19 protein-coding genes and 1 other RNA gene are annotated in these 20960 nt (G+C 68.8%); 8 read left to right on the top strand and 12 right to left on the bottom strand.

What is annotated here, in order from left to right:
• Nucleotides 1-36: 36 nt before the first annotated feature.
• The 7 genes from ACFWIW_RS30235 to ACFWIW_RS30205 all read right to left on the bottom strand — a co-directional run bounded on the left by ACFWIW_RS30235 (nucleotide 37) and on the right by ACFWIW_RS30205 (nucleotide 8822).
• On the bottom strand, nucleotides 37-1035 hold the full coding sequence (locus ACFWIW_RS30235; RefSeq protein WP_378371601.1) for a C40 family peptidase: 999 nt from the start codon (nucleotides 1033-1035) through the stop codon (nucleotides 37-39).
• A gap of 4 nt (nucleotides 1036-1039) precedes the next feature.
• Nucleotides 1040-1636 (bottom strand): hypothetical protein, encoded by a 597-nt coding sequence (locus ACFWIW_RS30230; protein WP_378371600.1) that lies wholly within the window; start codon nucleotides 1634-1636, stop codon nucleotides 1040-1042.
• Nucleotides 1637-1639: 3 nt separating this feature from the next.
• Entirely contained in the window at nucleotides 1640-3805 is a 2166-nt protein-coding gene (locus ACFWIW_RS30225; protein WP_378371599.1) for a magnesium transporter, read from the bottom strand.
• Nucleotides 3802-6759, bottom strand: coding sequence for an ATP-binding protein (locus tag ACFWIW_RS30220; RefSeq protein WP_340684353.1), 2958 nt, complete (start codon nucleotides 6757-6759; stop codon nucleotides 3802-3804). The genes ACFWIW_RS30225 and ACFWIW_RS30220 overlap by 4 nt, the downstream gene beginning before the upstream one ends.
• Nucleotides 6760-6762: 3 nt before the next feature.
• On the bottom strand, nucleotides 6763-7239 hold the full coding sequence (locus ACFWIW_RS30215) for a hypothetical protein (RefSeq protein WP_076153445.1): 477 nt from the start codon (nucleotides 7237-7239) through the stop codon (nucleotides 6763-6765).
• A 9-nt stretch (nucleotides 7240-7248) separates the two neighbouring features.
• Nucleotides 7249-7515, bottom strand: a complete 267-nt coding sequence (locus ACFWIW_RS30210) for a hypothetical protein (protein ID WP_005166545.1) — start codon at nucleotides 7513-7515, stop codon at nucleotides 7249-7251.
• 443 nt (nucleotides 7516-7958) lie between these two features.
• A complete protein-coding gene (locus ACFWIW_RS30205; protein WP_378371598.1) occupies nucleotides 7959-8822 on the bottom strand; it encodes a hypothetical protein in 864 nt (287 codons plus the stop codon).
• A gap of 582 nt (nucleotides 8823-9404) precedes the next feature.
• Between ACFWIW_RS30205 and ACFWIW_RS30200 the strand changes: the two genes are divergently transcribed.
• The 4 genes from ACFWIW_RS30200 to ACFWIW_RS30185 are packed head-to-tail and all read left to right on the top strand — an operon-like array spanning nucleotide 9405 to nucleotide 12097.
• The gene (locus tag ACFWIW_RS30200) at nucleotides 9405-9905 is read left to right on the top strand and encodes a YbaB/EbfC family nucleoid-associated protein (protein ID WP_240595433.1); all 501 of its coding nucleotides are present in this window, start codon (nucleotides 9405-9407) and stop codon (nucleotides 9903-9905) included.
• Between the two features lie 25 nt (nucleotides 9906-9930).
• Complete coding sequence (locus tag ACFWIW_RS30195; protein WP_378371597.1) at nucleotides 9931-10263, top strand: hypothetical protein; 333 nt, start codon at nucleotides 9931-9933, stop codon at nucleotides 10261-10263.
• Between the two features lie 5 nt (nucleotides 10264-10268).
• Nucleotides 10269-11411, top strand: coding sequence for a hypothetical protein (locus ACFWIW_RS30190; protein WP_378371596.1), 1143 nt, complete (start codon nucleotides 10269-10271; stop codon nucleotides 11409-11411).
• 50 nt (nucleotides 11412-11461) lie between these two features.
• The gene (locus tag ACFWIW_RS30185; RefSeq protein WP_378371595.1) at nucleotides 11462-12097 is read left to right on the top strand and encodes a hypothetical protein; all 636 of its coding nucleotides are present in this window, start codon (nucleotides 11462-11464) and stop codon (nucleotides 12095-12097) included.
• Nucleotides 12098-12163: 66 nt separating this feature from the next.
• Here ACFWIW_RS30185 and rnpB read toward each other — a convergent pair.
• From rnpB to ACFWIW_RS30160, 5 genes are all read right to left on the bottom strand, one after another.
• Nucleotides 12164-12562, bottom strand: an RNA gene (gene rnpB, locus ACFWIW_RS30180) — RNase P RNA component class A.
• Between the two features lie 14 nt (nucleotides 12563-12576).
• The gene (locus ACFWIW_RS30175) at nucleotides 12577-13137 is read right to left on the bottom strand and encodes a hypothetical protein (RefSeq protein WP_378371594.1); all 561 of its coding nucleotides are present in this window, start codon (nucleotides 13135-13137) and stop codon (nucleotides 12577-12579) included.
• Nucleotides 13058-14341 carry an NAD(P)/FAD-dependent oxidoreductase gene (locus tag ACFWIW_RS30170; protein WP_378371593.1) on the bottom strand — a complete coding sequence of 428 codons (1284 nt, stop codon included), beginning with the start codon at nucleotides 14339-14341 and terminating at the stop codon, nucleotides 13058-13060. Before ACFWIW_RS30170 ends, ACFWIW_RS30175 begins: the two co-directional genes overlap by 80 nt.
• Nucleotides 14338-15147, bottom strand: coding sequence for a ferredoxin (locus ACFWIW_RS30165; RefSeq protein WP_378371592.1), 810 nt, complete (start codon nucleotides 15145-15147; stop codon nucleotides 14338-14340). The genes ACFWIW_RS30170 and ACFWIW_RS30165 overlap by 4 nt, the downstream gene beginning before the upstream one ends.
• On the bottom strand, nucleotides 15144-15794 hold the full coding sequence (locus ACFWIW_RS30160; protein ID WP_378371591.1) for a DUF4142 domain-containing protein: 651 nt from the start codon (nucleotides 15792-15794) through the stop codon (nucleotides 15144-15146). Before ACFWIW_RS30160 ends, ACFWIW_RS30165 begins: the two co-directional genes overlap by 4 nt.
• Before the next feature lie 246 nt (nucleotides 15795-16040).
• Here ACFWIW_RS30160 and ACFWIW_RS30155 point away from each other — a divergent pair, with 246 nt between their 5' ends.
• Genes ACFWIW_RS30155 through sfnG form a run of 4 tightly spaced genes read left to right on the top strand, consistent with a single transcriptional unit; the run spans nucleotide 16041 to nucleotide 20951 of the window.
• Nucleotides 16041-16595, top strand: coding sequence for a sigma-70 family RNA polymerase sigma factor (locus ACFWIW_RS30155; RefSeq protein ID WP_378371617.1), 555 nt, complete (start codon nucleotides 16041-16043; stop codon nucleotides 16593-16595).
• 11 nt (nucleotides 16596-16606) lie between these two features.
• Nucleotides 16607-16966, top strand: a complete 360-nt coding sequence (locus ACFWIW_RS30150) for a zf-HC2 domain-containing protein (RefSeq protein WP_378371590.1) — start codon at nucleotides 16607-16609, stop codon at nucleotides 16964-16966.
• A gap of 31 nt (nucleotides 16967-16997) precedes the next feature.
• The gene (locus tag ACFWIW_RS30145; RefSeq protein ID WP_378371589.1) at nucleotides 16998-19823 is read left to right on the top strand and encodes an AAA family ATPase; all 2826 of its coding nucleotides are present in this window, start codon (nucleotides 16998-17000) and stop codon (nucleotides 19821-19823) included.
• Nucleotides 19824-19856: 33 nt separating this feature from the next.
• Nucleotides 19857-20951, top strand: a complete 1095-nt coding sequence (sfnG, locus tag ACFWIW_RS30140; RefSeq protein ID WP_378371588.1) for a dimethylsulfone monooxygenase SfnG — start codon at nucleotides 19857-19859, stop codon at nucleotides 20949-20951.
• Nucleotides 20952-20960 lie beyond the last annotated feature (9 nt).

Genomic DNA, 20960 nt, shown 5'->3' with positions numbered 1-20960 from the left:
ATGGTCCCGCGATCGCGATACCACGCTTTCACCATGCTAAACGCCAGGACGGACCGCCTGCGCCACCACTTCGGCCTCGTCGAAGGAGAAGTCGCGGATGTGCACCGGCACCCCGGTCTGCTGCGCTTCGACGATCTTGCCGTCACCCAGGTACATCATCACGTGGTGGATGGTCGCCGGGTTCGACGGCACGGTGGCGAGGAACAGCAGGTCACCAGGCTGCGCCTGCCGCACCGGCAGCATCGCGCCCGCCTTGTACTGGTCGCGGGAAACGCGCGGCAGGATGATCCCGGCCGATTCGTAGGCCCGCAGCATCAGCCCGGAACAGTCGTAGCTGTTCGGGCCGGTGGCGCCCCAGACGTACGGCTTCCCCTGCTCGGCGAGGGCGAACTTGATGGCCTGCGCGGCCGCCTGGCTCGGCGGCACGACACTGCCGACGCTCGTACCGCAGCCGACGACGTCGACGATCTGGCCCTCGTTCTGCACGAGGAGCGCCGCCATCGGCTCCCAGTTGTGGTACCGGTCTGGGAAGCCGGAGCGCTCGACGCGCTGGGCGGCGTCGCCGGGCCGCATGTTCTCCCAGTCCGGCACCGCGAGCAGCACGTCGTAGAACTTGTTGACCTGGTACGGCGGGTCGGTGACCTGCGCGACGGTGCCCCAGCCCATCGACGGCCGCATCTGGAAGATGCCGAGCGAGTCGCGGTCGCCGTAGGTCAGGTTCCGCAGTTTGGACTCGGTCATCCCGGCCTGGATCGCCACCTGCCACGCGCGCGGGGACAACGTGCGCTGTTTGCCGATCGAGATGATCAGCGCGACGATCCCCTTCTGTTCCTCGTCCAGTTTGTTGATGTCCGAAGAACCGCGATCGGTCTGGCCCGGCAGGGTCGGCCCGATCGACGCGTCGCAGGAGGTCTTGACGACCCCGCCCGATTGCGCCTCCACATGGTCGGTCACCACCTTGGTGACCGTGCTCGTGGTGACCACCGCGGCGAAGACCGCGGCGATCAGCACGCCGACGATGATCCCGATCTTCATCGGGTCAGCCCGCTTGCGTGTACTTGGTGACCCGCCATCCCGGGTTCGTCTTGACGACGGTGACCCGGACCTTGGGCCCGTCCGTCGGGACGTCGACCTCCATCGACCCGGCCAGCGAGGACGCGACCTGCGGCTCGCCGGTCACCCTGGTCGCGGTGATGTTCGCGGGATCCACCGAGGTCATTTCCCCGGCCAGGTACTCCTCGGTGGTGTACGGCTTCAGGCCGTTCAGCCACTGCTCGGTCGTCGTGCCGTCGGGATGATTCGCCCATGCCGTCACCCACTCCTTGGCGACCCGGATCCCGTCCTGGTCGGGTGGCGCGGAAGACGGCGGCGGCTGGGTGGTGAGCCTCGGTGGCAAGGTCGACGTCACGGTCACCGGCGCCGCGACGCCGGTTCGCGAGGTGGACGTCGCCGAGGCACCCGGGCCGTTGGCCGTCTGTCCCGGTTTTCCGATGGCCTTGGGCAGCAGGATGCCCAAGGCGGTGAGCACGACCGCGAGGATCACCAGCGTGCCGACGAGATGGCGGGGCGAGCGAAGCGGCCAGCCCCACAGTCTGCGGTAGACCGCGGTACGCCCGCGGTTGGTCCGGATCGGCATGGGTCACCGGCCCACTGCGTGGTCTGTGTCCCGGACTTCCTCACGGACCTCCAGCCCGCGCGACGGCCGGTACAGCACGAAGACCGGCTTGCCCGCGACGACTTCGGGGTCGACGCGGCGCGGACGCGGGGTCGACGGACCCGCCTGCGCCGGCACGGCACCCGAATAGTCCGGCGTGGTGTAGCCGCCACCCGCGGAGTTCATCCGCGACGGCACCACGACGGGTTCCGGTTCGTCGCTCCAGCGCCGGTCGGCGACCGGCGACGTGTCGACCCGGCGGCTCGGGACCTGGATCGGGCTCCGCCCGCCCGAGGTGAACATGGAGTCGCCGGGATTGCCCGCGGACGGGTTGTACTGGCCGAACACGGGAACACCTCCACCGCCACCGGCGGGCAGCGCGGGCAGCCCGCCGCCACCGCCGACGGCACCCGGCCACGGCGCTCCCGACCAGGCCGCCGCGGGACGGATGGCGCCGGAACCGTTGTCGAGCCGCTGGGAGCTGGCGAAGATCGTCGCCTCGGGCCGGAACCGCCCGCCGCCGACCGTCGCGCCGACGGGACCGCGAAGGTCTCCGTCGACGACGTCGTCGGTGTCGCGGACGTTCTGCCAGAACGCGTCCTGCGGGGTCGGTTCGTTGTTCTTCTTGCGGAAGCGGGAGAACAGCCCGCCGCGCGGCGAGGGCATCGCGCCGCCGACCATGCCGACGGACATCTCGACCATCTGCCACAGCCGCCGCACGGGACGGCCGACCATGAACAGCAGCACGGTGATGATGGCGGCCAGCACCATCTTCGTCAGCAGGGACAACGAGTTCCCGGCCGTGAAGATCGCTTCCAGTAGCAGCGTGTGCACGCCTGCCAGCACCGAGAGCACCATCAGGTTGAAGGCGACCGCGCCGACCACCTTCAGGATGCGCTGCATGATCTGCGGCTGCAGCAGCGCGATCAGGCCGATCAGCGGAGCCGTCAGGACGAAGATCCTGATCAGCACCTGCGCGAGCAGCACCGTCGCCTTGGCCAGCAGCTGGAACAGCGAATAGAAGATCCCCTGGCCCAGCGAGAGGAAACCGGCGCCGACGCGGCTGCCGTCCTCACCGGTGAAGTACCCGGTCGCGGGGCCGAGTTTGGTGGAGATGTCCTTGAACGCCGCCTTCTTGGAGTCCACCAACGCGGCATCGGCGTCGCCGCCCTGCTGGATCTGGCTCCAGGTGAAGGCACGCGCGTCCAGAAGAGGCGGGCCGTACTGGATCGCCTGCGGCGAATCCGGGCTGCCGAACTCCCCGCGGAGCCAGTTGTCGTAGACGACCCGGCAATGCAGTTCGGTCGGGACCCGGTCCCACGGCTGGCGCGCCGCGACGGCCTCCGGGGTCGCCTGGCACGGCTGCGCCGCGGGCGGCTGCGGCTGGGACGGCGGCGGGGTCTTGGCCTCGTCGATGAACCCGGCCTGGATATTGGTCGTGGTCTGCACGATCGCGTTGTCGATCGGATCGAGGAATCTCAGCAGCGCCAAGGAGGACGCGGCCAGCCAGACCGCGGCGAGCCCGTACAGCGCCCGTTTGCTGACGGCGGCGAGATCGCCGCGCCAGATGTTGCGGAACAACATGATCGACATGATCAGCGCGGCCAGCCCGAACAGCTGCGCGTAGATGTTGTTGTAGACCTTCTCGGCCCCGGCCTTGACGGCGTTGTACAGCGGGCTGAGCAGGCTGCCCTGCAGCACGGTGTAGTGCAGCGAGTTCGTGGCACCGACGATGTTCTTGCCGATGTTGAACAGCTGGTTGCCCGCCCAGGTGTCGATCGTCGAGTTGGGCGAGGTGATCCCGGCGAGCGGGCCGCAGTCGGTTTCGAAGGTGTCCCAGACGTGTCCGGCGTATCCGTAGACGTTGTACGGGCTGCCGCCTTCGCCTCGGGCGGTGGCGGGCGGGTCGAGCGCGCCGACCATGCCCGCGCCCGGTCGTTCCGGGTTCGGCGCCTCACCACAGGCCGCGGCCGACGCCGCCGGAGCGGTCGCCACGGCCTGCAGGCCCAGGATCAGCACGACGACGAACATCGTCGCGCGACGGCTCGGTCTGGTCTTGCCCGGCCGCGGCCCCTCTTTGAGCCGTCGGCGCAGCGCGTGCCAGCCGGCGGCGAACGCGAGCACGAACGCCAGGGTGAGCACCGTGTTCATGCGGCATCCCTGCCGGTGCCACCCTTGCCGGCGCGCGCGTGCTCGCCTTGACCCCCGTTACCGTTATGTCCATTTTGGACGGCGCCCTGGACTTCGCCCGTCTCCGCGGCGAGCGGATCCGGGGCGCCCAGCATCTGCTCGTCGGTGAGGCCGACCTCGAGTTCGGCCGCGAGTTCGAGGTCCTCTTCGAGCTCGAAGTCGTCCTCCTCCGGTGGCGAAGCCACGAACGGCTTCTCCTCCGGGACGGCGAGCTCGTTGCCCGGCCTGGACGGTTTGGCGTCGGGCGAACCCGGCGTGGTGTCCATGACCCGGCGCAGGTGCTCCAGGTGCGGGCCGGAGAAGTCGACGCGGATCCGCTCCACGCCGCCGGCGCCGTCACCGAAGATGAATTGCCGCGGCTCGACGTCGCGCTGGAGATCGCGTTGCGAACCGGGACGGCGGCCCAATGCCGCGACGACCTGTTCGTAGCCGACGCCGACCGGGACCTTCAGCAGGCGCAGCGCGTCGGCCTGTGCGTCGTCGTCGTCGAGACGGCCGACGAACACCGAGTCCAGCAGCGCCACGAAACCCTGGATCTTCAGGAAGTCCGCGGGGATCTGCGAGGACAGCAGGACACGGACGTTCCACTTCCGCGAGTCTCGCGCGAAGCGGTTCATCAGCACGCGGCCGGTCGGGACCTCGGAGAGGAAGAACGCCTCGTCGATCCAGACGCCCTTGCGCAGTTCCTTCGGCTTCTCGTACACCGACCGCTGGGTCAGCCACGCGGCGAGGTTCAGCATCTCGACGCCGAGGGATTCCGCGTCCGTCCAGTATTCGCGCGGGACGCCGTCCTTGGGCAGGGTCAGCCCCGCCATGGTCAGCACGGTCATCCGGTCGTCGCGGGTCTCGGAGTACGGGTCCGCGTCACTCTCCGGGATGAGCAGGGCCATCCGCTCGCGCATCTCGTCGAGGAAGTCCGCGACGACGACGGCGTGCTCGTGGTGCTCGCTGGAGTCGCGCCGCAGCGCGTCGATGACCTGGCCCGGGTCCGCGTCGAACCGGCCGCCGACCGCGCGGACGGCGCGCAGCAGCACGATCCGGGTCTGCGCCATCCGCGAGACCTCGTACGGCAGGACACCGGTGAGGACGTCGAGCACGAGACGGCGACGGGTCGCGCCCGCGAGGGCCTTCTCCCGCCGCCAGGAGCGCTCGGGGTCGTCCTCGTCCATGAAATGCTCGAGCTGCGGCTCGGCGACCACCCGGTACGGGTTGAGGATGCCGGGCTGCGCGTTGAGCAGGTTGATCGGCCGGGCGTACGGACGCAGCTCGGGCAGGTCGCACAGCCGCGACAGCGGACCCGAGGGGTCGAGGATCGTCCAGTGCGCGCCCGCGCGGAGCGTCTTGTAGACGATGCCGCCGCCGAGGAACGACTTACCGCCACCGAGGCCCGCGACCATCGCCGTCAGGCCGGAACCGTCGCGGATCTCCTGCGCCATCCACGGATCCCACGCCACCGGGCGCCGGGTCGCCGTCACGGTCTCGCCGAGCAGGATGCCGCGGCGGTCGCCCACCTCGGCCGTCGCCGTCGGCACGGACGACGCCGCCCACACGACCGAACCGCGCCGCATGTACGCCGCCGAGGCCAGTGGCTCGCCGGGGATGAACTCCCTGGCCAGCGCGTACTGGGCCTCGGGATGTTCGACGGCGATCTTCGGCTTGTAGAGGTCGAGAAGCTGCTGGGCCAGGCGCAGCGCGTCCCGCTCCGTCGGCCCGGACACCGCGAGGCGCCACCACGACCGCACACGGGTGGCCAGCGCGGTGAAGCCCGACGTCATCTCGTCGTCGATCTCCAGCACCCGGCCCGCCTGGCGCGCCAGCGACTGCGGCGGCTCCAGTTCGTGCTCGTCGGTGTAGTGCTTGACCTGCGAGCGGACCTTGTTCATCTGGCGCTGCAGCTCACCGGCGACCTCTTCCGGGCGCCGGACGTAGATCCGCGCGGACACCTCGACCGCGGCGGGCAGCCGGTCCGCGTGCTGGATCCAGGGGTCGTCGACCTCGGGGATCTGCAGGCCGTGCATCTGGCCGACGGTGAGGACCGCGAGATGCCGCGAGACCCCGGCGTTCGATCCGGTGCGGCCGCGGACGGTGACCGTCGGCGCGTACGGCTCGGCGTGGAAATCCGCCGCGTCGGTGAAACTGGCGAGATCCTCGGGCTCCCAGGCGGCGCCGGGGACCGCGGGCATGTTGCGCGGCGCGGGCAGGCCCAGCGAGCACGAGCGGTGCATCAGCCAGGACATCTCCTCGGCGTGCACCGGACGGCCTTCGAGCCCGGCGGAGCCGATCACCTGGTCGAGATGTTCGACCTCGGAGTCGAGCGCGGCCAGCTCGGCGTCGACGGCCTCCGGCAGGATCTTGCGCAGCACCGGGGCGGCGCTCTCGACCGCGCGGTCGATCATCCGCCTGGTCTGGACCTGGACGCCGAGGTAGACCTCTTTTTCGGCCATCGAGCGGCCCATCAGCTGCTGCTGCTCGCCGATGAGGTAGTCGTCGAAGGACAGCGCGCCCTGGACGTCCTGTGGACGGCCGACGGCGTTGTGCACGTGGGCCTCGGCCCACATGCGGATCGGGTACGGCCGGTTGGTCACGCGCAGGTGCAGCCAGCGGCCCTGGAGCTCCGCGTACTGCCCGGCGATGGCCGCGATCAGGTCGCGGCGCTGCGAGTCCGACCGGAACGACCAGCGCTGCGGCGCGAGCCGGTACCAGGCGTAGACCTCGTAACCGGTGCGCAACAAGTGCCCGTCGATGCTTCGCGCCGCTATCGACGGGGTATAGGAGGGTATGGCCGCCTCGCCGGGCAACCGCCTCCCCTTGCCGGCCTTCTTGGGCTGCGCGGAGCGGACCTGCTGGGGCGGGTGCCAGGCCCCTTGCTGCAGGTCTCGATCACGTTTTCCTCGGCTTCCGCCGCGACCGAACAACGACTACCTCCCGGCCCGAGCCGCGGGGCGGCTCCGACGCGCTCGTGGTGTTCCCTGAGCTCCGGCGCCGCCGCCGTAGCCGTGGTGCTGGTACTGCCGTCTCCTGCGGTGCTTCGGTAGCGGGCGGTTCGCCCGTACCCGGACGCGGGATGCGCTGGCGGCGCCACCCGTGCCCGTGGTCCGTTCTCTTGGTGTGTTGAGCTCTTTCGCCGCCATCGCGGCCACGGCGCCCAGCGGGCGCTCGTGGCTGATCTTGGCCGTGATCAATCTGGTGATCACAATTGTGGCGACGAAGGCCCAGGCGGTCGAGAAGAACCCGAAGCTCCAGCCCGCCCACCGTTCGACGGTGAGCACGAGCAGGAAGACCGGGATACCGACGAGCCACGCGACGTAGCGGGCTCTCCAGGGAAAAGTCGCTTTCGGCGGGCCGAGCCATACGGCATCGACCCGGTAAACCTCGTCATCGGTGCGGATACGCAACGCGAGCCCTCAGCCTGTGAAGAGGCCGGCGATCCACTGGCCCACGTTGACTCCGGCGCCACTCACCGCGAGGCCGATGATCGCCAGCGCGATCACGACACCGGCGAGTCGGCGCATGACACCCGCGTTGTCCCCTTTGCCACCGCCAAGCCACAACAGGAGGAGCGCGACGGCCAGCAGCACCAGGGGGATGATGTTGTCGATCAGCCAGGTACGGACGTTGCCGGTGCCGAGCTCGCCGGCGGCCAGCGTGTCGAGGGTGGTCAAGGTCATCATCGCATTACTCCCGGTGCGCGGAGAGGGGGTTCGCGCGGTTCTGGCTCGGTGGTGCTTCGAACATCATGGCGTCACGAGGCGTAGTGGTCAAAGCGCGCTCTGTAGATATCGTTTTGTCTACTGATCACAGAGCGAGGCACAGCACCACGACCATCCTCGGTCTCCATCATCGTTGCAAGGGTCGTCAGGATTAACCCCGGCCACCCGTATTTCGCAGTGTGCGAACGGCCTCACTCGCTTGCGAGGCATCTTGCTCACTGTGAGTACGGGTCGGCCGAGGAGAATCCGGCCTCGACCAGTGTGACATGACTCGTTCGGTGGCTTCTCGCGAGTCCGCTGGGTGAGCACGCATTCGACAAAAAACGTGAACGCCGATCAAGCGAAAGTCACACTCCCGTTACCCAAAGCGAAAACAGGGGCGCCATTTTCACTACATAGCGTGATTATCGACCCGTCGAGAACACATTCGCGGGAAAAGCGCCCGCTTCGACGGCCTGGCGGCTCAACGGCCCGCACAGTTCGTGAAGCCGCTTCGTCTTCTCCTCGCCGAGGTGCTCCCAAGGTCCCGCCGACGCCGCGTTCGTGGCGACTTCGAGCCGCTCGCGAAGATCGTCCCCCGCTTCGGTCAGGCCGCCCTGGTCATCGAGGATGCCCTGCTCGCGCAGCTTGGCGGCCGCGCCGTCCCACTGCTCGTCGCCCCAGCCGCGGGAGGCCTTGGCCGCGGCGGGCAGGAACCCCTTGCCGGTGGCGGTGTGGGTGACGAGGGCGGCGAGGCCGTCGACCCCGCTGGCGACGAGCGCGGCGATGTGGCCGTCGCCGCGGTGCTCGCGCAACAGGGTGATGGCGTGCCAAAGGACCAGGTGCGGCTCGCTCGGCCAGTCGAGGCCGGCGTGCCCCGCGTAAAGGGGACGGCCGTCGACCTGGCACCCGCCGGTCGCCTCGCGGGCGAGTTCGGCCGCCTCGGCGACCTGTTCGGAGCCGAGGGTCTCCTTGCCGAGCAGCCGGGTCAGCGTCGCGTCGACGGCTTCGAACCGGGCTTCGATGATCTTTTCTGGCGTGGCCAGCGTCCACGCCCGCGGGATGTGGCGGGCGACCAGTTCGGGATTGAAGTTGTAGAACGTCGCCGCGACCACGCCGGGACCGACCGCGCCCATCGGCGCCGCGCGGCCCGCGAAGTAGGTCATTCGCCCCGGGCGGAGACCCGCGCCGGTGAGCGCGGCTTCCGTCTCGGGGGCGAAGTAGGTAAGGGAATGCAGTACATCGAACGTCCCGCGGAACCGTCCCGTGACCCGACTCGCTTCACCCATGGGGGCACCCTACCGGCTGGTAAGTACCGGGCGCAGGTTTCGTCGTCGAATGGAGCAAGGGACCTTTGCTACCACCTGGCGCGATCGTGGCGGCTTCGGGACAGCCGGCCCCGCCTGCGCTCGCGGCCCCCTCAGCGCCGGAGGAAGCAAGGGACCTTTGCTACCACCTGGGCCGCTGACCTGCGAAAAGAGAGCAAGGGACCTTTGCTACCACTTTGGGGAGGGGTGTGTGGAAATAGGGACGTTGAGTGTCCCTGTTTCCACACACCCCCTACTCCGCGTGGTGACCGTGCGGATTTTGTTGCGTTGGGTGACCCGAGATCCACGTGGTCTTCGCGCCGGGGAGCAAGGGACCTTTGCTACCAGACTGGACCGTGTGGATTTTGGGACATCTGACGTCCCGAAATCCACACAGTCGCCACGCCTGAGCCACCCTCGTCGACGCCACCCTCGCGCGACCACCACGGCGCCGGAGGGAGCAAGGGACCTTTGCTACCACCCGCCGGACCGGACACGGAACCGAACCAGCTCGCCTACGTCATACTCCAGAAGCCGGATCACCACAGCGCACGGGGAGCGACGATGTCCGCCCAGATGGAACAACTGATCGCCCAATTCGAGAACTTCCAGGCCAAGGTGCGCCAGGCAGAGGCTCGGTTCGCCGAGGTCGGCGACATGCAGGAGCGGATCGCACAGGTCGAGAACTCCGTGACCTCCCCCTCCGGAGAGGTCACGGTGGTCGCCGGGGCGGGCGGAACCGTCACCGACCTCCGGCTCAGCGCGGGCGCCATGCGCCTCGAAGCGGGTCACCTGTCCTCGATCATCATGAGCACCCTGCGCAAGGCCGTCGCCGGCGCCGCCCAGCAGCAGGCCGGGATCGTGGACGACACGTTCGGCGAGGCGTTCGGCGTCAACACCTCGGAGCAGGTCCGCGAGGCGCAGGCCGAGGCGTTCGGAACCGTCGAGGAAGAGCCCGCGTCACAGCAGCAGCAACCGCAGCAGCCATCCCGGCCGGCGCGCCGCCCCGCCCCGCGGGACGACGACGACTATTTCGACGACGGCTCCTTCCTGCGCCGCAGCTGACCGAACCGACCGAGGGACTCCCACGATGTCAAAGGGAATCGAGACGAATATCGCGGCGATCGCCGCGTACGCCCAGCAGCTCCCCTATTACGAGCAGGAAGCGGAGAAGTTCGGCGCCAAGATCGACGCCGCCGACGTGACCGACGAGGCGTGGGGCGTCGTCGGGATCTGGGCCAAACAGGGCTACACCGATCGCCTCGGCGAACTCCGTTCGCTGATGAACGACATGAAGGACGGCGTCGACGGGTTCATCTCCAAGCTGAACAAGGCCTCGGAAATGTACCGGGGCATCGAGGAGGCCGGAAAGGTCGAGTTCGGCAAGCACGCGGCGACCATCGACGAAACGCTCGGAAAGTAGGGGTCATGACCGAGGAGAAGTCGAGTATCGCCGACGGGCTCGATGTCCAGGCGTACGACGAGAGCATGAGCGCGAACCTCGATCGCGCGATGGGGCACGTGCCGGTGGCAGGCACGATCTACAAATCGGGCAAGTCGATCGCCTCGCACGCCCAGCAGGCGGCCCAGGCCGACAACCCGGCCGAACTGGCGTCCGCGGGTGCCGCGCTGGTCGGAGACGGTGCCGCGTTCGTCGGCGCCGCGGCGGCCGACATGGTCACCTTCGCCATGGACCCGATCGGCTGGCTGGTCAGCCACGGGCTGAACATGCTGCTGGAGCTGGTCCAGCCGCTGCAGGACGCGTTGCACCAGGTCACCGGCGACGGCCCGGCCATCGGGCACGCGTCGGAGAATTTCGTGACCCTCGCGAACGGCTTCGTCGCCCTCGCCGACGACTTCGAGAAGACCGGTGACGCGGCGCTCGCCGAGTGGGTGGACGACGCGGGCAAGGCGGCGAAAGAAGCGCTGGGCGACTTCTCCGCGGGGATCCGCGGCGTCGGCTCGGCCGCCGGATCGGTGGCCGAAGTGCTGCAGATGTGGTCGATGGTCATGGTGGTCATCGAAGAGCTGATCAAGGGGATCATCACCGAGCTGATCTCCTGGCTGATCACCATCTGGCTGCCCGCGCTGGCGGCTTCGGTGATCAGCTTCGGCAGTTCGGTCGCCGCCGCGATGACCGCGTCCATCGCCAAGGCCGCCAGCGTGCTGCAGAAGGTGACCAAGTATCTCGGCAAGTTCGGCAAGCTGCTCGACACCTTCATCGAGTACCTCGCGAAGTACGCGACCAAGGTCGTGGACATGACGAGGAAGTTCCGGATCGGTACCTACGCCGGTGAGTCGAAGTTCTCGCTGAACGTCCTGGAGAACACCGCCGGGGTCGCGCTCACGCCGAGCAACCGGGTGCTCACCACGATGTTCGGCACCTCGGTCGGCGCACGTCCGCTGGTCTCCGGCGCGGCCGTCAAGGGCGGCATCGGAGCCGGGAAGGGCGCGTACACCGAGGGCAAGGAAGCCGTGACGCCGGAGGGGGAGAACGAGCCGTGGTTCAACAAGAGCGAGATCGGCGGGGACAAGAGCCCGGAGGAGACGCGGGGGAACCTCGACATCTGAGCGACTCCCGGCAGCGGGCGGCGGACAAGATCTTCGCCCACCAGGAGCGTATGGAGGACAAGGCGGAGAAGGCCCTGGTCCGTCCCGGCTTCCGTGAACGGGTCGAGGAACTGATGGCGGGCCAGTGGCACGAGCCGGTCCTCGTGCTGCGGCTTGGCGACACCGACCTGGGTTTCGACGTGCCCGGCAGGCGCCTGGACGGCACGGTCAAGGGAAAACGGCTCGTCCGGCGGTTCTTCTGGAACGTGTTCCGCGGTATCGGCGGCGCGTTCGTCTACGTCTTCGCGTTGCTGAACGGTGCGGGCAGCGGCGGCGGCAAGGGTGGTCACCCGTTCCAGCGGGAGATCCGCGTGAAGGGCCCGGCGAACGCGATGGCGCTCGCGCTGACCGATCGGCTCCGCAAGGCGAGCGGGCCATGGCTGGTGTGCTCGCCGTCCGCGATCGCGCTGGTGGACACCGGTTCGACGTACCGGGACCTTGCCGACGCGCCGCCGCCGGAGATCCTCTGGCAGGCCCGGAAACCGCAAGCGCCCGGGATCGACTTCCGCAAACGGGTCATCACTTGGCCGGACGGTTCGAGTTTCGCGTTCACGCTGCACGGCCGCACCGAGGAGCGGCATCTGCGGGACCGTTTCGAGTTCCCGGACACCATTCACTGGACCGGGCGGCCAGACGCGCCGAAGTAGCGAGAGCCGAAAGGCGCTTTCCCCGCATGCGATGCGAGGAAAGCGCCCTTCGCCGCAGAAGTAGTACGGACGAGCCGGCGTGTAAGCCGGATCCTGTCCTCGCCCCGCCTTGCGGCTGGGCGAGTGGCGGCCATCCATCTAGGCCCGCCGTCGCCGACGGGCTCGAGCGGCCTACCCGCAGGCTCGGGCGGGCAGCCCTCGATCGCCTGCGCAGGAGCCTTGCGGCTCCCTCTTGGCCTTGCTCCGGGTGGGGTTTACCTAGCCGTCCTGGTCACCCAGGACGCTGGTGGTCTCTTACACCACCGTTTCACCCTTACCTCCGCCCGCGAAGCGAGCGAAGGCGGTCTGTTTTCTGTGGCACTGTCCCGCGGGTCGCCCCGGGTTGCCGTTAACAACCACCCTGCCCTGTGGAGTCCGGACTTTCCTCGAACCGGTTTCCCGGCTCGCGGCCGCCCCGCCGACTCGTCCGTCGGCGAATCCTACTGCACGGGTGCGGGCAGGCAGTTCAGGTTGCGCCGCCCGTCGGGTTGGACCACGAACCACACGTGGTCGGTGCCCTGCCCGGTCCATTCGCCGGGCCGCGCGTTGGCGAATTTGTAGAGCGGCCAGCCCGCCAAAGTCACCTGTTTGGCGCCTTCGGGACGTTTGATGGTGTCGACCAACGCGGGATCGATGCCGGTCACCGACGGCGTGCCGGTGGTCGTGACCGGAGTCCACACCGCGGCGCAGTCCCCGAGGCACGCGGAACGGGCCTTGTGCGGGTTGTCGCGTTCGTAGCGGAAGAGCACGGCGCCGGTTTCGTCGAGGACGGCTTGCCCCATCCGGGTCATGTAGACGGCGGTGAGCCGCGTGCCGGGCGGAGCGTCCGCCGGAGTAGTGGCGCGCGAAGTGACGGGTTGCGACACCCGCGGGCTGGGGAGCGATTCCGTCACCGGTGCCTGGGCCGTCAGCGAAACGGGGTCAGCCGCCTGCCACCACATCGCGGCGCCCACGACGAGCGCCGCGATGACGGCGAGCATGGTCAATCGCGATCGGCGCATCGGGCGTCTCCGTTTCTCCCGGGTGGCTGACGGGGTTCTGTTCCGCGATCTCGTTGGTCCAGTGGAGGACGGCGGACGGGCTGTCGAGGCCGACGACACCGACGAGCCGTCCCTTGCGGACGAAGCCGGTGACGGGCCGTTCGCCACCGACGGGTGAAGCGAGCGCGACGGTGTCGGTGCCGAGCTTCGGGATGCCGCCCGCCTGGATGCGCATGCCGTGCTGTTCGGACCAGAACCGCGGCACCGGCGCGAACGGCCGCGCGGCCTGCGGGCCGGCGAGGAGGCTCTCCGCGGCCGCCCGGCCCATCTCGACGGCGTTGAGCCAGTGCTCGACCCGCCGCGGCGTCTCGTCGAAACGCAGGTTCGGCCACTGCGCGACGTCCCCGGCGGCGACGATGTTGGCCATCCCGAGCACGTGACAGGTCGGCGCGCAGACGACGCCGTCGTCGAGCGGCAGTTTCGCCCCACGCAGCCAGGAGATCGACGGCACCGTGCCGACGGCCACCACCACGCACGAGACGTCCAGGATCCAGCCGTCGGAGGACCGCAGCCGCAACCCGTTCGGCGTGGTCTGCCAGTTGTCGATGGACGCGCCCAGCGCGAGCCGCACCCCGCGCGAGCGGTGCAGTGCCGAGAGTTTCTGCCCGATGTGCTTGCCGACGACCTCGCCGAGCAGATTCGCCGACCGGCCGATGATGGTGACCTCCCGGCCGATCTCGCGCAGGCTGGCGGCGACCTCGCAGCCGATGAACCCGCTGCCGAGCACCGCGACCGGCCCGTGGTCGGCGGCCAGGTTGTCGCGCAGTTCCGCGGCGTCGGCCAGGGTCCGGACCACGACCACCCGCGGATGTCCGTGCGGCACACCGGAAAGCCTTCGCGGTTCGACGCCGCTGGCGATGACGAGCCCGTCGTAGGGCAGCTCTTCCGCCCCGGGCAGATGGACGACCTGGCGGCCCGGCTGCAGATGGGTCGCGGGGGTGTTGAACCGCCATTCGGCGTCGATCTCGTCAAGCCGGGCGAGCATCATCTCGGCCGGGCCGGTGGCGCCGGTCAGCAGTTGCTTGGACAGCGCCGGCCGGTGATACGGCAGCTCCGGCTCGTTGCCGACGATCACCAGTTCGCCGTCGAACCGCAGCTCCCGCAACCGTTCCGCGCAGCGCAGCCCGGCCAGCCCGCCGCCGACCACGACGATCCGTTCGCTCATCGTCCCGCCCCCTGTAACCGGATCGCCCGCATCGGGCAGGCCCTGGCCGCGGCCTGGGCCAGCGGTATCTGTTTGGCGCCGGGTTTTCGGAGGTACCGCAGCTGACCGTCGCCCTGCAACTGGAAGACCTGCGGCGCTTCGGCCTGGCAGATGGCGTAGCGGTGGCATTTCTTGTCGTCGACGGAGATCCGGACCGGCTCGGCCCGGCCGGTGTCACCTTCGAGCAGCCCCAGCCGGACCAGCGCCCGCGGCGGGAGCACCCGCAGCACGGTGAGCACGACCGCGGGGGTGAGCACGGTGATCCCGCCGAGCCAGACCGTCGCGAGGTTCCCATTCGCGGACGCGCCCAGCCAGGAGTGGATCGCCAGCAGGCCGACCGCGAAGTAGCCGGCCTGGTGGAACCGCTGCCCGCGGACATCGGCCGCGCCCCGGCGCACCGCCGCGGTGACCGCGAGGGCGATGAACAGTTCCAGCCCGACGACGCCCGCCGCGTGCCTGGCGACTCCCCCGCCGGCGAACGGGATCAGCAGCGCGAGGACGCCGAACGTGTCGTCGTCGATGAAGAGATAGGACAGTCCGTGGACGACGCCGGTGGCGAGACTGAACACCGCGAGCACGACGTGACCTCCGCGTAACGCCTCGTGACCGGTGACGCGCCTGATCCAGCCGGTGGCGCTCAGCACGCCCCACACCAGCGTCAGGCACATGGTCACGTAGGCGAACCGGGCCGACAGGGCGGCGATGTCCCGCACCCCGCTGTCGTGCGGCGACGGGGCCGGGATGACCGCCAGGAGCGTGGCGTTCATCCGCGCCTGCCCGACACCCCGAGCACGCGGACGAGCCCGAACGTGGCGCCGCCGGCGATCCCCGCCATGAGCACGCCGAGCGCGATGTCGCCGCCGTCGAGTTCGTCACCGCCGCCGGGAGGGACCATCAGCGAGGTGGTCTCGGCGATGCCGGTGCTTTCGAGCAGGGTCATATGCCGCATGACGGTGTCGACGGCGGTCTGGGCGAAGGACCGCATCGCGTCGTCACGGGTGGCGGCCCGCACGTGGGAGGCGAGACCGAAGACGCTCCCGTGCGCGGCGCGGGCGCGATTGACGTAGAGGCGGTCGAAGTCGGCACCGGCGGCCCCGGTGATCTCGTCGCTCCAGGAACGCTGTTCCTCGGTGGGCTCGCCGGGGAGTTCGACGCGGACCTTCGAAGCGAGCGCGCGGACCTGCGCGTCGAGCCGGTCGTGGTCGTCGGCGAGCTTCCGGCCGACCTCCCGTACCCGCTGCCCGCTCCCCCGCTGTTCCGCCTGACGGCTGATCGGCCCTTCCCACAAACTCGCTTGGCGGACCTGGACGAGCAGTTCCCGATCATGGGAGTCGATTTCCGCGAAGGCATGGGTGGGCGTTCCAACCCATATCACCAGGCAGGCGATCACCAGTCCGAACAGTCGATAGATCATTTCACCCGTCCCCGTTCTCAAAGTGCCTCACTGGGAGTACGGCGAACCGGAGCGGCCGGTTCGATCTAGGTCGAACGGGCGAGTGTGATGTGCATCACACGACACATTTAGAACCGTTTATCGCCGCCATACGTACCGGACGACTAAATGTAAACGGAGCACTACTGCACATGGCTCACGGCGATAGTCTGCGCTACGGTGTACGAACCCGTGAAATCCTCCACAGCCGGGGAGGTGGCGAACTTTATGGAAGCAGTGGGCAGAGGGTGCCGGTTCGATGGCGACCATCACCGGAACGAGGTTTCCGACGAGCTTGTTTCGTTGCTGTACAAGGATTTCCGGGACACCCTGTTCGGACAGGTGATGTACCTGACCGGCCATGATCAACAATGGACGGAAGACGTCGTCCAGGAAACACTGATCCGCGCCTGGCAGCATTCGGACACGCTGAACCGCGAGCCGGGAATGTTGCGAGGCTGGTTGCTCACGGTCGCGAAGCGGATCGTGATCGACGGCTGGCGAAACCGGCGCGCCCGCCCGCAGGAGGTCGAGCTGGACAGTTCTGAAAACGCCGAAATAGCGGACCAGACCGAACAGTCACTGTCCGCACTCGTCATTTCCGAAGCGCTACGTTATCTGGACAGCAAATATCAGGCTGTCATCTACGAGACGTATCTGACCGGGCATACGGTCCGGGAGGCGGCGGTGATATTGGGAATCCCGGAGGGAACGGTCAAATCACGGCTGTACGCGGCTATGAAGACATTGCGACGGTCGTTAGGAGAGCTGGGTTCGCGATGAGGAAGCGAAAGGTGAAACACACCGATGTGGCGGCGTACGTACTCGGTGTGCTGGACCGGGCCGAGGCTCACGCCTTCGAGAAGCATTTGCGGGGCTGCGCGCGGTGCGGACGGCAGGTCGCGGAATTCGCGTCGGTGGAAGACGCGCTGGCGAGGGCCGATCTGCGCTACCTGTCCCCAGCCGCCACGCGATGTCGCGGCCGGCTGTCGATGATCACGGCCAACCTCGTCGTGGTCTTCCTGGCGTGCGTCGTCGCGGCCTTGATGTCGTCGCAACGTTCGTCCCGGCGGATCTCGTCGGATGCGGACATCTCGGCTCCTGCTCCCCTCGACGACCAGCGATCACTCCCACTACCGCTTACGTTCGAGTAGTCTGCCGCAAGCCGACACGAAGGTCTCTACGGTGCATACCGAAGTAAATCCCGAGAGTCCCTTCGGCGGGCCTTCGGTACCGAAGCGCCGCGCCGCCGGGTTACTGGGCCGAGACAGCGAACTCGACACGATCACCGGCCTGTTCCGCGCCGCCCTGCACGGCCGCGCCGTCAGCGCGGTGGTGGTCGGCGAGTTCGGCATGGGCAAGTCGGCGGTGCTCACCGCGGCCGGCGAGCTGGCCGAAGCGGCCGGGTTCACCGTCGCGATCGCCACCGCGTCCCGGCTGGAAACCCACCTGAGCGGCGGTGTCGGCCGTCAGCTGATCGAGGGGCTCACCCACGCGCCCGCCGACCCCGGATCGCCGCGGCCGCGCGCGCCGCACGCCGCCGAAATCCTGCCGGACCGCCGTCCCCGGACCGAACAGGAACAGTCGGAGGCGCTCGACGCCTTCTGCCACGCCGTCCGCCAGGCCGCCGAACAGGGGCCGGTCTTCCTCGGCATCGACAACATCCACCTCGCCGACCCGTGGTCGATGCGCTGTCTCGCCTACATCCGGCATCGGGTGGGGCAGTTGCCGGTGGTGGTCGTGCTGACCTCGCTGATCGGGCATCTGCAGACCGGCGAGGTCGCCCTGCTGGAGATGTCCGGCTGCACCCCGGCGACGATCCGGCTGCGCGGGCTCGGCACGCGGCACGTCGCCGAATTCCTCCGCATCTCTCCCGGACGGTTCGCCGAAGAATGCCGCGAGGTCACCGGCGGCAACCCGTTCCTGCTCGGCGCGCTGCGCCGCCGTCTTGTCCCGGGGATGGATCTGGACACCGCGGGGTCGGCGATGATCGGTGAGGTGCTGCGGGTCCGCATGCACGAGTACACCGCCGCGCCCAAGATGCTCGAAGCGGTCGCGATCCTCGGTGAGGACGCGAGTTTCGACCTGCTGGCACAGCTCGCCGGGGTCGACGAGGGCACCGCGATGGAGGCCATCGACACGATGGTGCGCGTGCACCTGCTGTCCAACAGCCACCGGCCGTCGCTGACCTACCGGTTCGTCCGCAACTCGGTGCTCGCCGACATGCCGCTCACCACCAGGGCGGTCACCCAGTCGCGGGCGGCACGGCTGCTGCACGACGCGGGTGCCGCGCCGGAGCGGGTCGGTGTCCATCTCCTGGAGGCGACCGCGATCAGGATCCCGTGGGCGGTCGACGTCCTGCGGCTGGCCGCGCGGCATTCGGTGGTCGAAGGCGACCCGGAGCTGTCCGTCCGGTTCCTTTCGCGCGCGCTCGAAGAACGGCTCAGCGAACGCAAGCGGATGGCGATCCTGCTCCAGCTCGCGCACGCGGAATTCCACTGCGACCCGGATTCGGCGCCGGCCAGGGTGCGAGAGGCCATCGATCACATCGACGACCGGGAAACCGCGGCCTTCGTCGCGACGGCCATGATCCTTTCGCTGTGCTGCGGCCCGGACGCGCGGCTGGCGATCAACTCCGCGGGCCAGTTCGCCGCGCGGCTCGACGCGGGCGGGCCCGACGCCGTCTGGCCGCTGCTGTGCATGACCTATCTCGCCGAGGCGGGCAGCAGACTCGGGCCACCGCCGGATTTCCGCGATTTCGAACGGCAATGGGCGCCGCTGAACGATCCCGCCGCGCAACAGAGCCGGTCGGGCCTGCTCGCGCTCGACACGGTGCGCGGCGGGAAGTCCTCGGCGAACGCCGTCCGGCATTTCGGGGAGGCGTTGTCCGGCGAGCAACCCGAACTGTTCGAGCAGCCGTATTTCTTCACGCTCGCGACGGCCGCGCTCGCCGACGAACCCGCGCTCACCGACAAGCTCTGCCAAGTGCTCGACACCAAACGCCTGCCGTGGGACTTCCACGTGCCGAAAGGCGCCCTCGCCACCCTCGCCCGCGGGATCGCCGTGCAGGCGGGCGGAGATCTGGTGCGCGCGAGTGTCCACTACGAATCGCTGGTGCGGCAGTTCGACGAACGCGGGGTCACCAGCCGTTGCCCGATCGCGGTGCTGTGCGCGGCGAGGCTGATCGAGGTCTCCGTCGACCTCGGCCGCCACGACGTCGCGAAAGCTCTGCTGGACCGAATCGATTTCGGTGCCACACAAGCACTTTTCCCGCACAACTACCTGCTCTACGCCCGGGGCAGGCTCCGCGCGGCCACCGGCGAACCTGAGCTCGGGTACGAAGATCTGCGCGGCTGCGGCCGCCGTCTCGAACACCACGGCATGCGCTTCCCCGGCTTCGCCCCCTGGCGGGCACACGCCGCCCGCACCGCGCTGGCGCTCGGCCGCACCGACGCGGCGGCCCGGCTCGCCGAGGAGGATCTCGAAGCCGCGGAACGCTGGGGAGCACCGAGGATCCTCGGCGGCGCGCTGACCACGGCAGGCCTCGTCCGCGAAGACGAAGAGGGCGAACGCCTGCTCACCAAGGCGGTCGACGTCCTCGGCGGATCGACCGCGAAACTCGCGCTGGCCGAAGCGCTGACCGAACTCGGTGTGCTGCAGTCCCGGCACGGGCAGGCCGAGAAGGCGATCGGCACGCTGCGGATGGCCGTGCGGTCGAGCAAGCACTGCGGGGCGCGGCCGCTGGAGAGGCGGGCCGCGGAGGCGCTGCGGGACGCGCGGACGGGTCTCACGACGGCGAAGGACAACGAACACGGTCTCACCAAACAGGAGTACCGCGTCGCGCTGATGGCGTCACAGGGTCTCACCAACCGGGAGATCGCCGAAGCACTGCATCTGACCCGCCGCACCGTCGAACTGCATTTGTCCGGGGCCTACCGAAAACTGGGCATCACCGGGCGCACCGAATTGAGTTCCGCACTCGGGCGGTCTCAGCGCGTGGACGCCGATTGACGGTTTCCGGGGGCGGCGGGTTCACTCCGCGGCATGCCGGGAATCGAATCCGAACCACTCAAATTCGCCTATTGGGTCCCCAATGTGAGCGGCGGCCTGGTCACCAGTGACATCGAGCAGCGCACCGACTGGGGCTACGAGTACAACCGGGATCTCGCCGTCCTCGCGGAGAACAGCGGGTTCGAGTACGCGCTGAGCCAGGTCCGCTACACGGCCAGCTACGGTGCCGCCTACCAGCACGAATCGACCGGGTTCAGCCTCGCGCTGCTGCTCGCGACGCAGCGGCTGAAGGTGATCGCGGCGGTCCACCCAGGACTGTGGCATCCCGGGGTGCTCGCGAAGTTCATCGCGAGCGCGGACGTGATCTCCGGCGGGCGCGCGGCGGTCAACGTGGTCAGCGGCTGGTTCAAGGACGAATTCACGAACCTCGGCGAACCGTGGCTGGAACACGACGAACGGTACCGTCGTTCGGAAGAATTCATTCGCGTGCTGAAGGAACTCTGGACGAGCGACCACGCCGAATTCACCGGCGATTTCTATCGGGTGCACGATTTCGACATCAAGCCCAAACCGGTCGCACGGCCGCATCCGGAGATCTTCCAGGGCGGCAACTCCACCGCCGCCCGGAAGCTCGCGGGCCGCGTCTCCGACTGGTACTTCAGCAACGGCAAGGACTTCGACGGGTTCAGCGAGCAGGTCGAGGACGTCCGCGGCTACGCGGCCGCGAACGACCACACCGTCCGATTCGGACTCAACGGCTTCGTGATCGCGCGGGAGACCGAGAGTGAGGCGAAAGCCGTGCTGCGCGAGATCGTCGAGAAGGCGGACACCGAAGCCGTCGAAGGCTTCCGCGGCGCCGTCAAGCAGGCGGGAAGCTCCACATCGGACAAGAAGGGGATGTGGGCCGACTCGGAATTCAAGGATCTGGTGCAGTACAACGACGGCTTCCGCACCGGGCTCATCGGCACACCGGAACAGATCGCCGACCGGGCCATCGAGTACAAGAAGCGCGGGGCGAACCTGCTGCTGCTCGGCTTCCTGCACTACCTGGAGGACGTGGAGTACTTCGGGAAGCACGTGCTGCCCGTCATCCGGGAGAAGGAAGCGGCCCTGCTACGAGCCTCGTGAGTGGCAAGG

This window comes from Amycolatopsis sp. NPDC058340, assembly GCF_042723975.1.
Classification (GTDB): domain Bacteria; phylum Actinomycetota; class Actinomycetes; order Mycobacteriales; family Pseudonocardiaceae; genus Amycolatopsis.
Note: the sequence above shows the minus strand (reverse complement) of the source record. Positions and strands in the feature narration are given on the sequence as shown.